The 14,975-nt window shown below is 68.8% G+C and carries 10 protein-coding genes and 1 tRNA gene; 10 read left to right on the plus strand and 1 reads right to left on the minus strand.

What is annotated here, in order from left to right; translation table 11 throughout:
* Positions 1–60 precede the first annotated feature (60 nt).
* Positions 61–1,299, minus strand: a complete 1,239-nt coding sequence (locus tag QC029_RS19555) for a pyridoxal phosphate-dependent aminotransferase (protein WP_279557012.1) — start codon at positions 1,297–1,299, stop codon at positions 61–63.
* 198 nt (positions 1,300–1,497) lie between these two features.
* Here QC029_RS19555 and QC029_RS19560 point away from each other — a divergent pair.
* The 10 genes from QC029_RS19560 (at position 1,498) to QC029_RS19605 (ending at position 14,744) form a co-directional block, all read left to right on the plus strand.
* Positions 1,498–1,570 (plus strand) — tRNA-Trp (locus QC029_RS19560).
* Positions 1,571–1,694: 124 nt separating this feature from the next.
* Complete coding sequence (secE, locus tag QC029_RS19565) at positions 1,695–1,967, plus strand: preprotein translocase subunit SecE (protein ID WP_279557053.1); 273 nt, start codon at positions 1,695–1,697, stop codon at positions 1,965–1,967.
* Positions 1,968–2,041: 74 nt separating this feature from the next.
* A complete protein-coding gene (gene nusG, locus QC029_RS19570) occupies positions 2,042–2,896 on the plus strand; it encodes a transcription termination/antitermination protein NusG (RefSeq protein WP_279557013.1) in 855 nt (284 codons plus the stop codon).
* A gap of 175 nt (positions 2,897–3,071) precedes the next feature.
* Positions 3,072–3,506 carry a 50S ribosomal protein L11 gene (rplK, locus tag QC029_RS19575; protein WP_093660552.1) on the plus strand — a complete coding sequence of 145 codons (435 nt, stop codon included), beginning with the start codon at positions 3,072–3,074 and terminating at the stop codon, positions 3,504–3,506.
* A gap of 159 nt (positions 3,507–3,665) precedes the next feature.
* On the plus strand, positions 3,666–4,385 hold the full coding sequence (gene rplA, locus QC029_RS19580) for a 50S ribosomal protein L1 (protein ID WP_279557014.1): 720 nt from the start codon (positions 3,666–3,668) through the stop codon (positions 4,383–4,385).
* A 95-nt stretch (positions 4,386–4,480) separates the two neighbouring features.
* Complete coding sequence (locus QC029_RS19585) at positions 4,481–5,380, plus strand: hypothetical protein (RefSeq protein ID WP_279557015.1); 900 nt, start codon at positions 4,481–4,483, stop codon at positions 5,378–5,380.
* 328 nt (positions 5,381–5,708) lie between these two features.
* A complete protein-coding gene (rplJ, locus tag QC029_RS19590) occupies positions 5,709–6,263 on the plus strand; it encodes a 50S ribosomal protein L10 (RefSeq protein WP_279557016.1) in 555 nt (184 codons plus the stop codon).
* Between the two features lie 93 nt (positions 6,264–6,356).
* Entirely contained in the window at positions 6,357–6,746 is a 390-nt protein-coding gene (rplL, locus tag QC029_RS19595; protein ID WP_279557017.1) for a 50S ribosomal protein L7/L12, read from the plus strand.
* Positions 6,747–7,225: 479 nt separating this feature from the next.
* The gene (gene rpoB / locus QC029_RS19600) at positions 7,226–10,702 is read left to right on the plus strand and encodes a DNA-directed RNA polymerase subunit beta (RefSeq protein WP_279557018.1); all 3,477 of its coding nucleotides are present in this window, start codon (positions 7,226–7,228) and stop codon (positions 10,700–10,702) included.
* Between the two features lie 142 nt (positions 10,703–10,844).
* Positions 10,845–14,744 (plus strand): DNA-directed RNA polymerase subunit beta', encoded by a 3,900-nt coding sequence (locus QC029_RS19605; protein WP_279557054.1) that lies wholly within the window; start codon positions 10,845–10,847, stop codon positions 14,742–14,744.
* Positions 14,745–14,975: the final 231 nt, after the last annotated feature.

Raw genomic sequence — 14,975 nt, forward strand, 5'->3', positions numbered from 1 at the left:
AGCACGTTCCGGCGGGCCCGCCCGCGCATGGGTGCCGGGGATCCCGGAGGACCCGGAGGATCAGGCCTTCGCCTCGGCCAGCAGCTTCTGGATCCGGGAGACGCCCTCGACCAGGTCCTCGTCGCCCAGCGCGTACGACAGCCGCAGATAGCCCGGCGTGCCGAACGCCTCGCCGGGGACGACCGCGACCTCGGCCTCCTCGAGGATCAGCTCGGCCAGCTCCACGCTGGACCGCGGACGCCGCCCGCGGATCTCCCTGCCCAGCACGCCCTTGACCGACGGGTACGCGTAGAAGGCGCCCTCCGGCTCGGGGCAGGTGACGCCGTCGATCTCGTTGAGCATCCGCACGATCGTCCTGCGGCGGCGGTCGAACGCCTCGCGCATCCTCGCCACGGCGTCCAGGTCACCGGAGACGGCGGCCAGCGCGGCGGCCTGGGCGACGTTGGAGACGTTGGAGGTGGCGTGCGACTGGAGGTTGGTGGCGGCCTTCACCACGTCCTTCGGACCGATGATCCACCCCACCCGCCAGCCGGTCATGGCGTACGTCTTGGCCACCCCGTTGACCACGACGCACCGGTCGGCCAGCTCCGGCACCACCACCGGCAGCGAGGAGAACTCCGCGTCGCCGTAGACCAGGTGCTCGTAGATCTCGTCGGTGAGCACCCACAGCCCGTGCTCGGCGGCCCAGCGGCCGATCTCCTCGACCTGGGCGCGGGTGTGGACGGCGCCGGTCGGGTTCGACGGGGAGACGAACACCAGCACCTTGGTGCGCTCGGTGCGGGCCGCCTCCAGCTGCTCCACCGAGACCCGGTAGCCGGTCGTCTCGTCGGCGACCACGTCCACCGGCACGCCGCCCGCGAGCCGGATCGACTCGGGGTAGGTGGTCCAGTACGGGGCGGGGACGATGACCTCGTCGCCCGGGTCGAGGATGGCGGCGAAGGCCTCGTAGATGGCCTGCTTGCCGCCGTTGGTGACCAGCACCTGGGACGCCTCGACCGCGTAGCCGGAGTCCCGCAGCGTCTTCGCGGCGATGGCCTCCTTCAGCTCGGGGAGCCCGCCGGCCGGGGTGTAGCGGTGGAAGCGGGGGTTCCGGCAGGCCTCCACCGCGGCCTCGACGATGTAGTCGGGGGTCGGGAAGTCGGGCTCGCCCGCGCCGAAGCCGATCACCGGACGTCCGGCGGCCTTGAGCGCCTTGGCCTTGGCGTCGACGGCGAGCGTGGCGGACTCGGAGATCGAGCCGACGCGGGCCGAGACCCGGCGCTCGGTGGGCGACTGGTTGGGAGGGGTTGCAGCGGTCATAGGGGCATCGTCGCAGACGGGGCACCGCCCGGGCACGCGGGTCGGGGCGGGACGAAGAGGGAGGTTGGGGGCGATAAGGGTTACGTGTTCGACGGCGGCGCGGGAAGCACGTACACTCACCGTCGTTGGTCCCGGCCGATCACCGGCGCATCGCGTACTCCGCGGCGTTGTTCGGATGCGGTAGGTTGGGGACGGCAAAGGGTCGTAGCTCAATTGGTAGAGCACCGGTCTCCAAAACCGGCGGTTGGGGGTTCAAGTCCCTCCGGCCCTGCTTCACGCATCTGAGCCAGGGATGCGTGCACGTGTACGTAACTGGACGCACCGCCGTACGGCCGGGCCGGACGCGGCACGGCACGCGGCCAGGACCCGGATTCAGGTGAGGACGAGTGGCGGAGATCACGGACTCCATCGAGGTCCCCGAGCCCGGGCGGTCGCAGGACGACAACAAGCCCCGGCGCGGTGGCAAGCGCGCGAAGAAGGGCCCGCTGGGCCGTCTGGCGCTGTTCTACCGGCAGATCGTCGCCGAGCTGCGCAAGGTCGTCTGGCCCACGAAGAAGCAGCTCTCCACCTACACGACCGTGGTGATCATCTTCGTCGTCGTCGTCATCGGTCTGGTGACCGTGATTGACTGGGGGTTCACCGAGGTCGTCACGTACGTCTTCGGCTGATCCGCCCGCGGAGTGCCCCTCCGGGGCACTTTTCCGCATGTTCGACCCCTTGAAGCCAGGAAGAAGCAGCCACCGTGTCTGACCCGAACCTGAACGACGCCGTCGACCCTGCCGAGGGCGACGACACCGCGCCCGACGCCGTCGAGACGGCGGACGAGGCGGCGGACGGCGTCGACCGGGCCGAAGCTGCCGACGCCACCGGGGAGGACGAGTCGACCGAGGAGGCGGCCGTCCCCGCCGAGACCGCCGACGAGGCCGCCGAAGAAGAAGCCGCCGGCGAGACCGAGGAGGCGGAAGAGGCGGAGGAGCCGGTCGACCCGGTCACCGCCCTCCGCGAGGAACTGCGCCACCTCCCCGGCGAGTGGTACGTCATCCACACCTACGCGGGCTACGAGAAGCGCGTGAAGGCCAACCTGGAGCAGCGCGCCGTCTCGCTGAACGTCGAGGACTTCATCTACCAGGCCGAGGTCCCCGAGGAAGAGATCGTCCAGATCAAGAACGGCGAGCGCAAGAACGTCCGTCAGAACAAGCTCCCCGGCTACGTGCTGGTGCGCATGGACCTGACGAACGAGTCGTGGGGCGTCGTCCGCAACACCCCGGGCGTCACCGGCTTCGTGGGCAACGCCTACGACCCGTACCCGCTGACCCTGGACGAGGTCGTCAAGATGCTGGCCCCCGAGGCCGAGGAGCGCGCCGCCGCGGAGGCCGCCGCCGAGGCCGGGCTGCCGGCGCCGAGCCGCAAGGTCGAGGTCCAGGTCCTGGACTTCGAGGTCGGGGACTCGGTCACCGTCACCGACGGCCCGTTCGCGACCCTCCAGGCGACGATCAACGAGATCAACCCGGACTCGAAGAAGGTCAAGGGCCTCGTCGAGATCTTCGGCCGCGAGACCCCGGTCGAGCTGAGCTTCGACCAGATCCAGAAGAACTGACGCGGTTCTTCCGGTCACCGACGTCCGGCCAGGTCAGGCAGCCCCTCGGGGCGCGCCTGACCTGGCCGGTTTCTGACCTCGCCGCGATACGGGCTATCGTGGTGCGGTATGCCTCCGTACGGGTGGATCAGCCCGGCGGGGGATTCGACACCTCTCACCAGGACCCGGAGAGAACATGCCTCCCAAGAAGAAGAAGGTCACGGGGCTGATCAAGCTCCAGATCCAGGCCGGCGCCGCGAACCCGGCTCCGCCGGTCGGCCCCGCGCTGGGTCAGCACGGCGTCAACATCATGGAGTTCTGCAAGGCCTACAACGCCGCGACCGAGTCGCAGCGCGGCTGGGTCATCCCGGTGGAGATCACGGTCTACGAGGACCGCTCCTTCACCTTCATCACCAAGACCCCGCCGGCCGCGAAGATGATCCTCAAGGCCGCGGGCGTCGAGAAGGGCTCCGGCGAGCCCCACACCAAGAAGGTCGCGAAGATCACGCGCGAGCAGGTGCGTGAGATCGCCACCACCAAGATGCCCGACCTCAACGCCAACGACCTGGACGCCGCCGAGAAGATCATCGCCGGCACCGCCCGGTCGATGGGTGTCACCGTCGAGGGCTGAACCGCTCCGCTTCGCGGCACTCCGTGAAGCACGCGGCCCGGCTCGACCGCGGGACGGCAGTCCCGTACCGGTGAGCCGATCACAGACGAGCAGGAAGTGGCAGGGTCAGGCGCTGGCCCCCCGGACCACGACTCCGCAAACCGAAAACCTGGAGCAGAAGTGAAGCGCAGCAAGGCTCTCCGCAATGCGGACGCCAAGGTCGACCGGACGCGGCTCTACGCCCCGCTGGAAGCCGTCCGCCTCGCCAAGGAGACCTCTCCGACCAAGTTCGACGCGACCGTCGAGGTCGCCATGCGCCTGGGCGTCGACCCGCGCAAGGCCGACCAGATGGTGCGCGGCACCGTGAACCTCCCGCACGGCACCGGCAAGACCGCCCGGGTCCTGGTCTTCGCGACCGGTGAGCGTGCCGCGGCCGCGGAGGCCGCCGGCGCCGACATCGTCGGCTCCGACGAACTGATCGACGAGGTCGCCAAGGGCCGCCTGGACTTCGACGCCGTCGTCGCCACCCCGGACCTGATGGGCAAGGTCGGCCGTCTGGGCCGCGTGCTCGGTCCGCGTGGCCTGATGCCGAACCCGAAGACCGGCACCGTCACCCCGGACGTCGCCAAGGCCGTCACCGAGATCAAGGGCGGCAAGATCGAGTTCCGCGTGGACAAGCACGCCAACCTCCACTTCATCATCGGCAAGGTCTCGTTCGACGAGAAGCAGCTGGTGGAGAACTACGCGGCGGCGCTGGACGAGGTCCTGAGGCTGAAGCCGTCCGCGGCCAAGGGCCGGTACGTCAAGAAGGCCATCATCAGCACCACGATGGGCCCCGGCGTCCCCGTCGACCCCAACCGCACCCGGAACCTCCTCGCCGAGGAGGAGGCCGCCGCCTGATCCGGCGCGCGTCCACCGAGGGCATCCGAGCACAGAGGCCGGGTCGATAGGGTGAGCGGACCATCACCACACCGCATGGGGGGATCATGCGTCTGATGCGCAGGACCGCGTTCGGGGCCACCGCGCTGGTCGTGACGGCAGCGCTGGCGGGGTGCTCCGGCGACGGGGGAGGGGGAGAGCGGGCCGCGCGGGACGGCGGGGAACGGCGCTCGATCGTCCAGGCCCTGACGGCGGCGGCCGAGAGGGCCGGCGAGGCGAGGACGGCCAGGGTCGAGCTGACGATGTCGGTCCCCGGCGCCGGCGGCGGGATGAGGATGTCCGGCGTGACGGGCTGGGATCCGCTCGTCATGGACGTGACCGCGTCCGGCGGCATGCTCGCGCGGGCCGGCGGGCCGGGCGGGACGCGCATGCTCCGGGTCGACGACGTGATGTACGTGAGCGTCGACGGGAAGGGCTCGGAGGGCTTCGGCGGCAAGCCGTGGGTGAAGCTGGACCTCCGGGCGATCGCGGAGGGGTCCGGCGACGAGCGGGCGCTGGCGGCGATGACGGGCGGCCTGCAGGACATGAACCGCAGCCCGTCCCAGCAGACGGCCCTGCTCCTGGACTCGCCCGGCATCGAGCGGGTCGGCGAGGAGGAGGTCGGCGGCGTCCCCACCGAGCACTACGGCGGCACGCTGACCATGGAGGAGGCCCTGGCGGCGGACTCCTCCTCGGACCACCTCACCGCCGAGGAGCGCGAGGAACTGCTGGGCGCCATGGAGGAGTCCGGGGTGAAGGGCTTCGACATCGACGTCTGGGTCGACGAGCGCGACTACCCGGCGAGGATCGACATGACCATGGACAGCCCCCAGGGCGGGATCACCGTCTCGCAGACCTACAGCGACTACGGCACCCCGGTCTCCGTGGAGGCGCCTCCGGCGAGCGAGACGACCGATCTGATGGAGGTCCTCGAGGAGATCGGCGGGGCGGGCCGGGAGGGGGCCGGCGAGGTCTGAGCGCCGGATTTGCCTGCCGCGACGGCGTTCGCGTACTCTTCCACGGAAGCCAAAGACCGCTGGTCGTTGCCGTGCCTTCCAGGATCTCCCGCAGATTCCGGGGCTCGGCGGCCGAAGGATCCGCTCGGAGCGGGCGACCTGCGCAGGTGACCGTGGAGGACTCCCGCACGCACGTGCCGGTCGAGTCACGCCCCGTGCGCCTGCGCCGGGGCGTTTCGTTTTGCGCAAGCCCCCCTTCCTCGTGCGCCCGACGTGGGCGGTCCGGCGTCATGACCTGCCGAAAGGCACGGTCGAGGATCGCATCACCCGGAAAGGAGGGCCGAGGCTCATGGCGAGTCCCGACAAGGTCGCAGCCGTCGAGGAGATCAAGGAGAACTTCCAGAACTCCAACGCCGCCGTTGTGACCGCGTACACCGGTCTCAGCGTCGCCCAGCTCAAGGACCTGCGTCGTTCCCTCGGTGGGAACGCTCAGTACCGTGTGGCGAAGAACACGCTTACCAAGATCGCGGCCAACGAGGCCGGGGTCACCGAGCTCGACGAGTTCTTCGTCGGCTCCACCGCCGTCGCCTTCGTGACCGGTGACCCGGTCGAGGCGGCGAAGAGTCTGCGTGACTTCGCCAAGGACAACCCCCAGCTCGTCATCAAGGGCGGTGTCCTCGAGGGCAAGGCGCTGAGCGCCGACGAGATCAAGAAGCTCGCGGACCTCGAGTCCCGTGAGGTGCTGCTCGCCAAGCTGGCCGGTGGCATGAAGGCGTCCATGGCCAAGGCCGCGGCGACCTTCCAGGCCCCGCTGTCGAAGTTCGTCCGCACCGCGGACGCCCTTCGCGCCAAGCAGGAAGAGCAGGGCGGTGCCGGTACGCCGGCTCCCGCCGAGGCCGAGTAACCCGCTCCAGGCGCACTCGGTCGCAGCGGGCTCCTGTACGCCCGCCGACATGGACAACCCGGCACCAGCCGACTTAGTGGAAGGACCGCCATCATGGCGAAGCTCAGCCAGGACGAGCTGCTCGAGCAGTTCAGCGAGATGACCCTCATCGAGCTCTCCGAGTTCGTGAAGGCCTTCGAGGAGAAGTTCGACGTCGAGGCCGCCGCCCCGGTCGCCGTCGCCGCCGCCGGTGGCGCCGCCGCCGGTGCCCCGGCCGAGGCCGCCGAGGAGAAGGACGAGTTCGACGTCATCCTCACCGGCGCCGGCGACAAGAAGATCCAGGTCATCAAGGTCGTGCGCGAGCTGACCTCCCTCGGCCTGAAGGAGGCCAAGGACCTGGTCGACGGCACCCCGAAGCCGGTCCTGGAGAAGGTCAACAAGGAGGCCGCGGACAAGGCCGCCGACGCCCTCAAGGGCGCCGGCGCCTCCGTCGAGGTCAAGTGACCTCGGTGACCTCGGTCACATCCGGAGTCCGCTGACTCCGCTCCTTCCGAAGGCGATCACCCATGCGGGTGGTCGCCTTCGGGCGTTCCCGCGACGGTCGTCTTGCCTGGCGAAGCACGGCGGGTATGGTGATCACCGCTGCCCGGTCGTACGCTCCCGGTGGTCTCGGTGGGGGTGGGGCCTTGACGAACCGCACGTAGCGCGCAATTCTCAGGACGCGTCGTCACACCGATCCACGATCCGAGGCATGGATCGCTGACGAAGTGGGAAACCTTGCGGCAGGCGTCGAACAACAACGAGGGGCTCGCCCCTCCCGGAGGGAGAGATTGGTACCGCGTGCCGGTCTCCGGAATCTGCTCTGGACATCAGTGTGGCTTGTGGCTACACTGACCCTTTGCGCTGCCTATTAACTGCTCCCTGCCCGTCACCAGGGGCACGGCATGCGCGTAGTGAGTCCGAGCCCTCGGAAGGACCCCCTCTTGGCCGCCTCGCGCAACGCCTCGACCGCCAATTCGACCAGCACCGCCCCGCTGCGTATCTCCTTTGCGAAGATCAAGGAGCCCCTCGGGGTTCCGAACCTCCTTGCGCTGCAGACCGAGAGTTTTGACTGGCTGCTCGGCAACGACGCCTGGAAGGCTCGCGTCGAGGCCGCGCTGGCCCGCGGTGAGGATGTCCCCACCAAGTCCGGTCTGGAAGAGATCTTCGAGGAGATCTCCCCGATCGAGGACTTCTCCGGGTCGATGTCGCTCACCTTCCGCGACCACCGCTTCGAGCCGCCGAAGAACTCGATCGACGAGTGCAAGGAGCGCGACTTCACGTACGCCGCGCCCCTGTTCGTCACCGCCGAGTTCACCAACAACGAGACCGGCGAGATCAAGTCCCAGACGGTCTTCATGGGCGACTTCCCGCTCATGACCAACAAGGGCACCTTCGTCATCAACGGCACCGAGCGTGTCGTGGTCTCCCAGCTGGTGCGCTCGCCGGGCGTCTACTTCGACAGCTCCATCGACAAGACGTCCGACAAGGACATCTTCTCCGCCAAGATCATCCCCTCCCGGGGCGCCTGGCTGGAGATGGAGATCGACAAGCGCGACATGGTCGGTGTCCGCATCGACCGCAAGCGCAAGCAGTCCGTCACCGTCCTCCTCAAGGCGCTCGGCTGGACCACCGAGCAGATCCTGGAGGAGTTCGGCCAGTACGAGTCCATGCGCGCCACCCTGGAGAAGGACCACACCCAGGGCCAGGACGACGCGCTGCTCGACATCTACCGCAAGCTGCGTCCGGGCGAGCCGCCGACCCGCGAGGCCGCGCAGACGCTGCTGGAGAACCTGTACTTCAACCCCAAGCGCTACGACCTGGCCAAGGTCGGCCGGTACAAGATCAACCGCAAGCTCGGCGGCGACCAGCCGCTGGACGCCGGCGTGCTGACCGTCGACGACGTCATCGCCACGATCAAGTACCTGGTCAAGCTGCACGCGGGCGAGACCGAGACGGTCGGTGAGAACGGCCAGACGATCGTCGTCGAGACCGACGACATCGACCACTTCGGAAACCGCCGCCTGCGCAACGTCGGCGAGCTCATCCAGAACCAGGTCCGCACCGGCCTGGCCCGTATGGAGCGCGTCGTCCGCGAGCGGATGACCACCCAGGACGTCGAGGCGATCACGCCGCAGACCCTGATCAACATCCGGCCGGTCGTCGCCTCCATCAAGGAGTTCTTCGGCACCAGCCAGCTGTCCCAGTTCATGGACCAGACCAACCCGCTGTCGGGTCTGACCCACAAGCGCCGTCTGTCGGCGCTGGGTCCGGGCGGTCTCTCCCGTGAGCGGGCGGGCTTCGAGGTCCGCGACGTGCACCCGTCGCACTACGGCCGCATGTGCCCGATCGAGACCCCCGAGGGTCCGAACATCGGTCTGATCGGCTCGCTGGCCTCCTACGGCCGGGTCAACGCCTTCGGCTTCGTCGAGACCCCCTACCGCCGCGTGGTCGACGGCGTGGTCACCGACGAGGTGAACTACCTGACCGCCGACGAGGAGGACCGCTACGTCATCGCCCAGGCCAACGCGCCGCTGAGCGACGACATGCGGTTCGCCGAGAGCCGCGTGCTGGTCCGCCGCCGCGGCGGCGAGGTCGACTACATCCCGGGCGACGAGGTCGACTACATGGACGTCTCGCCGCGCCAGATGGTGTCGGTCGCGACCGCCATGATCCCGTTCCTGGAGCACGACGACGCCAACCGCGCGCTCATGGGCTCGAACATGATGCGCCAGGCCGTCCCGCTGATCCGGGCCGAGTCCCCGCTGGTCGGCACCGGCATGGAGTACCGCTGCGCGGTCGACGCCGGTGACGTGATCAAGGCGGAGAAGGACGGTGTGGTCCAGGAGGTCTCCGCCGACTACATCACCGTGGCCAACGACGACGGCACGTACACCACGTACCGGGTCGCCAAGTTCTTCCGCTCCAACCAGGGCACCTCCTTCAACCAGAAGGTCGTCGTGGACGAGGGCGACCGCGTGGTCGAGGGCCAGGTCCTCGCCGACGGCCCCTCGACCGACAAGGGCGAGATGGCGCTCGGCAAGAACCTGCTCGTGGCGTTCATGCCGTGGGAGGGCCACAACTACGAGGACGCGATCATCCTGTCGCAGCGCCTCGTCCAGGACGACGTCCTCTCCTCGATCCACATCGAGGAGCACGAGGTCGACGCCCGGGACACCAAGCTGGGCCCCGAGGAGATCACCCGGGACATCCCGAACGTCTCCGAGGAGGTCCTGGCCGACCTCGACGAGCGCGGCATCATCCGCATCGGCGCCGAGGTCGAGGCGGGCGACATCCTGGTCGGCAAGGTCACCCCGAAGGGCGAGACCGAGCTGACCCCGGAGGAGCGGCTGCTGCGCGCGATCTTCGGCGAGAAGGCGCGCGAGGTCCGCGACACCTCGCTGAAGGTGCCGCACGGCGAGACCGGCAAGGTCATCGGCGTCCGCGTCTTCGACCGCGAGGAGGGCGACGAGCTGCCTCCGGGCGTCAACCAGCTCGTCCGCGTCTACGTGGCCCAGAAGCGCAAGATCACCGACGGTGACAAGCTCGCCGGCCGTCACGGCAACAAGGGCGTCATCTCCAAGATCCTGCCGATCGAGGACATGCCGTTCATGGAGGACGGCACCCCGGTCGACGTCATCCTCAACCCGCTGGGCGTCCCGTCCCGGATGAACCCGGGCCAGGTCCTGGAGATCCACCTGGGCTGGCTCGCCTCCCAGGGCTGGAAGGTCGAGGGGATCGAGGAGGAGTGGCAGAAGCGGCTGGCCGCGATCGGCGCCGACGACGTCGAGCCCGGCACCAACGTCGCCACCCCGGTGTTCGACGGCGCCCGCGAGGACGAGATCGCCGGTCTGTTCACCTCGACCCTGCCCAACCGCGACGGCGAGCGGATGGTCCTGCCCTCCGGCAAGGCCCGGCTGTTCGACGGCCGCTCCGGCGAGCCGTTCCCGGACCCGATCTCGGTCGGCTACATGTACATCCTCAAGCTGCACCACCTGGTCGACGACAAGCTGCACGCCCGCTCGACCGGTCCGTACTCCATGATCACCCAGCAGCCGCTGGGCGGTAAGGCTCAGTTCGGTGGCCAGCGCTTCGGTGAGATGGAGGTGTGGGCGCTGGAGGCCTATGGCGCCGCGTACGCCCTCCAGGAGCTGCTGACCATCAAGTCCGACGACGTCACCGGCCGCGTGAAGGTCTACGAGGCCATCGTCAAGGGCGAGAACATCCCCGAGCCCGGCATCCCCGAGTCCTTCAAGGTGCTCATCAAGGAGATGCAGTCCCTGTGCCTCAACGTGGAGGTGCTGTCCAGCGACGGCATGTCCATCGAGATGCGCGACACCGACGAGGACGTCTTCCGCGCCGCGGAAGAGCTCGGCATCGACCTGTCCCGGCGCGAGCCGAGCAGCGTCGAAGAGGTCTGACGGGCCGGCCGGGGCGCCGCATCCCTCCGCTTGAGGAGGGAGGGCGGCTCCCCGGCCTCCCCGGGACCCCCGTTCAGACCACCAAAGAGCTCCTCGGTCTCGCCGACGCGAGGGGCACAAACCCTGAGAGGGATTGACGAGAGTGCTCGACGTCAACTTCTTCGACGAGCTGCGAATCGGCCTGGCCACCGCTGACGACATCCGTCAGTGGTCGCACGGCGAGGTCAAGAAGCCGGAGACCATCAACTACCGCACCCTCAAGCCCGAGAAGGACGGACTCTTCTGCGAGAAGATCTTCGGTCCGACCCGGGACTGGGAGTGCTACTGCGGCAAGTACAAGCGCGTCCGCTTCAAGGGCATCATCTGCGAGCGCTGCGGCGTCGAGGTGACCCGCGCCAAGGTGCGCCGTGAGCGGATGGGCCACATCGAGCTGGCCGCCCCCGTCACCCACATCTGGTACTTCAAGGGCGTTCCGTCGCGGCTGGGCTACCTGCTCGACCTCGCCCCGAAGGACCTCGAGAAGGTCATCTACTTCGCCGCCTACATGATCACGTGGGTGGACGAGGAGCGCCGTCAGCGCGACCTGCCCTCGCTGGAGGCCCACATCTCCGTGGAGCGCCAGCAGATCGAGCAGCGCCGCGACGCCGACCTGGAGGCCCGGGCCAAGAAGCAGGAGGCCGACCTGGCCGAGCTGGAGGCCGAGGGCGCCAAGGCGGACATCCGCCGCAAGGTGCGCGAGGGCGCCGAGCGCGAGATGAAGCAGATCCGCGACCGCGCCCAGCGCGAGATCGACCGCCTGGACGAGGTGTGGAACCGCTTCAAGAACCTCAAGGTCCAGGACCTGGAGGGCGACGAGCTGCTCTACCGTGAGCTGCGCGACCGCTTCGGGACCTACTTCGACGGTTCGATGGGCGCCGCGGCGCTCCAGAAGCGCCTGGAGACCTTCGACCTCGAGGAGGAGGCCGAGAGGCTCCGCGAGATCATCCGGACCGGCAAGGGCCAGAAGAAGACCCGTGCGCTCAAGCGCCTCAAGGTCGTCTCCGCCTTCCTGCAGACCCGCAACAGCCCCAAGGGCATGGTGCTGGACTGCGTGCCCGTCATCCCGCCGGACCTGCGTCCGATGGTGCAGCTCGACGGTGGCCGCTTCGCGACCTCCGACCTGAACGACCTGTACCGCCGCGTCATCAACCGCAACAACCGCCTGAAGCGGCTTCTCGACCTCGGCGCGCCCGAGATCATCGTCAACAACGAGAAGCGCATGCTCCAGGAGGCCGTCGACGCGCTGTTCGACAACGGCCGCCGCGGCCGCCCGGTCACGGGCCCCGGCAACCGTCCGCTGAAGTCGCTGTCCGACATGCTCAAGGGCAAGCAGGGCCGCTTCCGCCAGAACCTGCTGGGCAAGCGCGTCGACTACTCGGCGCGCTCGGTGATCGTCGTCGGCCCGCAGCTCAAGCTGCACCAGTGCGGCCTGCCCAAGGCCATGGCGCTGGAGCTCTTCAAGCCGTTCGTGATGAAGCGCCTGGTGGACCTCAACCACGCGCAGAACATCAAGTCGGCCAAGCGCATGGTCGAGCGCGGCCGCACGGTCGTGTACGACGTGCTCGAAGAGGTCATCGCCGAGCACCCGGTGCTGCTGAACCGCGCGCCGACCCTGCACCGCCTGGGCATCCAGGCCTTCGAGCCGCAGCTGGTCGAGGGCAAGGCCATCCAGATCCACCCGCTGGTGTGCACCGCGTTCAACGCGGACTTCGACGGCGACCAGATGGCCGTGCACCTGCCGCTGTCCGCGGAGGCGCAGGCCGAGGCCCGCATCCTGATGCTGTCCTCGAACAACATCCTCAAGCCGGCCGACGGCCGTCCCGTCACCATGCCGACCCAGGACATGGTGCTGGGCCTGTTCTTCCTCACCACCGACGAGATCGAGGGCGAGGTCAAGGGCGAGGGCCGGTCGTTCAACTCCGTCGCCGAGGCGATCATGGCGTTCGACGCCCGGGAGCTGTCGCTCCAGGCGAAGATCGACATCCGCTTCCCCGTCGGCTCGGTCCCGCCCCGCGGCTGGACCCCGCCGGCCCCCGAGGAGGGCGAGGCGGAGTGGCAGTCCGGCGACCCGTTCCGGCTGCGCACCACCCTGGGCCGCGCGCTCTTCAACGAGCTGCTGCCCGAGGACTACCCGTTCGTCGACTACACCGTGGGCAAGAAGCAGCTCTCCGCGATCGTCAACGATCTCGCCGAGCGCTACCCCAAGGTCGTCGTCGCCGCGGCGCTGGACAACCTGAAGTCGGCCGGTTTCCACTGGGCGACCCGCTCCGGCGTCACCATCGCGATCTCCGACGTCGTGGTCCCCGAGGCCAAGAAGGAGATCATCGCGAACTACGAGGCGCAGGACGAGAAGGTCCAGAAGCAGTACGAGCGCGGCCTGATCACCAAGGACGAGCGTTCCAACGAGCTCATCGGCATCTGGACCCGCGCGACCAACGAGGTCGCCGAGGCCATGGCGGAGAACTTCCCGAAGACCAACCCGATCTTCATGATGGTCGACTCGGGCGCCCGCGGAAACATGATGCAGATGCGTCAGATCGCCGGTATGCGCGGTCTGGTGTCCAATGCCAAGAACGAGACCATCCCGCGGCCGATCAAGGCGTCGTTCCGCGAGGGTCTGTCCGTGCTGGAGTACTTCATCTCCACGCACGGTGCCCGTAAGGGTCTGGCGGACACCGCGCTGCGCACCGCCGACTCGGGTTACCTGACCCGTCGTCTGGTGGACGTCTCGCAGGACGTGATCATCCGCGAGGAGGACTGCGGCACCGACCGCGGCCTGAAGCTCGTGATCGCGTCCAAGGGCGCGGACGGCGTGCTGCGCAAGGCGGAGGACGTCGAGACCAGCGTGTACGCCCGCTGCCTCGCCGAGGACGTCGTCGTCGACGGCAAGGTGCTGGCCCCGGCCGGCACCGACCTGGGCGACGTGCTCATCGACGAGCTCGTGCGGCACGGGGTGGAGACGGTCAAGACCCGCTCGGTCCTCACCTGCGAGTCCGCCGTCGGCACCTGCGCCATGTGCTACGGCCGCTCGCTGGCGACCGGCAAGCTGGTGGACATCGGCGAGGCCGTCGGCATCATCGCCGCCCAGTCCATCGGTGAGCCCGGCACCCAGCTGACGATGCGCACCTTCCACACCGGTGGTGTGGCCGGTGACGACATCACCCAGGGTCTGCCGCGTGTCGTCGAGCTCTTCGAGGCCCGCACCCCCAAGGGCGTCGCCCCGATCTCCGAGGCCGCCGGCCGCGTGCGGATCGAGGAGACCGAGAAGACCAAGAAGATCGTCGTCACCCCCGACGACGGCTCCGACGAGACCTCCTACGGCGTCTCCAAGCGCGCCCGTCTGCTGGTCTCCGAGGGCGACCACGTCGACGTCGGCCAGCCGCTGACGGTCGGCGCCACCAACCCGCACGACGTGCTGCGCATCCTTGGCCAGCGCGCGGTGCAGGTGCACCTGGTGGGCGAGGTCCAGAAGGTCTACAACTCGCAGGGTGTGTCGATCCACGACAAGCACATCGAGATCATCATCCGGCAGATGCTGCGCCGTGTGACGATCATCGAGTCCGGCGACGCCGAGCTGCTGCCCGGCGAGCTGGTCGAGCGCTCGAAGTTCGAGGGCGAGAACCGCCGCGTCGTGGCGGAGGGCGGTCAGCCGGCCTCCGGCCGTCCGCAGCTGATGGGCATCACCAAGGCCTCGCTGGCCACGGAGTCCTGGCTGTCGGCGGCGTCCTTCCAGGAGACGACCAGGGTCCTGACCGACGCGGCGATCAACGCCAAGTCGGACTCCCTGATCGGCCTCAAGGAGAACGTCATCATCGGTAAGCTCATCCCGGCCGGTACGGGCCTGTCCCGCTACCGCAACATCCGGGTCGAGCCGACCGAGGAGGCGAAGGCCGCGATGTACTCGGCCGTCGGCTACGACGACATCGACTACTCGCCCTTCGGCACCGGCTCCGGCCAGGCGGTCCCGCTGGAGGACTACGACTACGGTCCGTACAACGGCTGAGGCCGGCCGCACGGTCCGACGGACGCCCGCGGGGCGGCCCCTCTCCGGAGGGGCCGCCCCGCGGTCTTCGTCGTGGGCTTCCGCCGTGGGCTTCCGCCATGGGCCGCCGACGTGTCCTGTGTGTCCCGGAACTCCCCGGAGGGCGGGAACGTCATGGATGATGGGGGCAGCCCGATCGTGGGGAGGTGGAGCCGGTGTCGTACCAACCATGGGGTCAGCCGGGTCAGCAGG

The organism is Streptomyces sp. DH37, assembly GCF_029813835.1.
Taxonomy (GTDB): Bacteria; Actinomycetota; Actinomycetes; order Streptomycetales; family Streptomycetaceae; genus Streptomyces.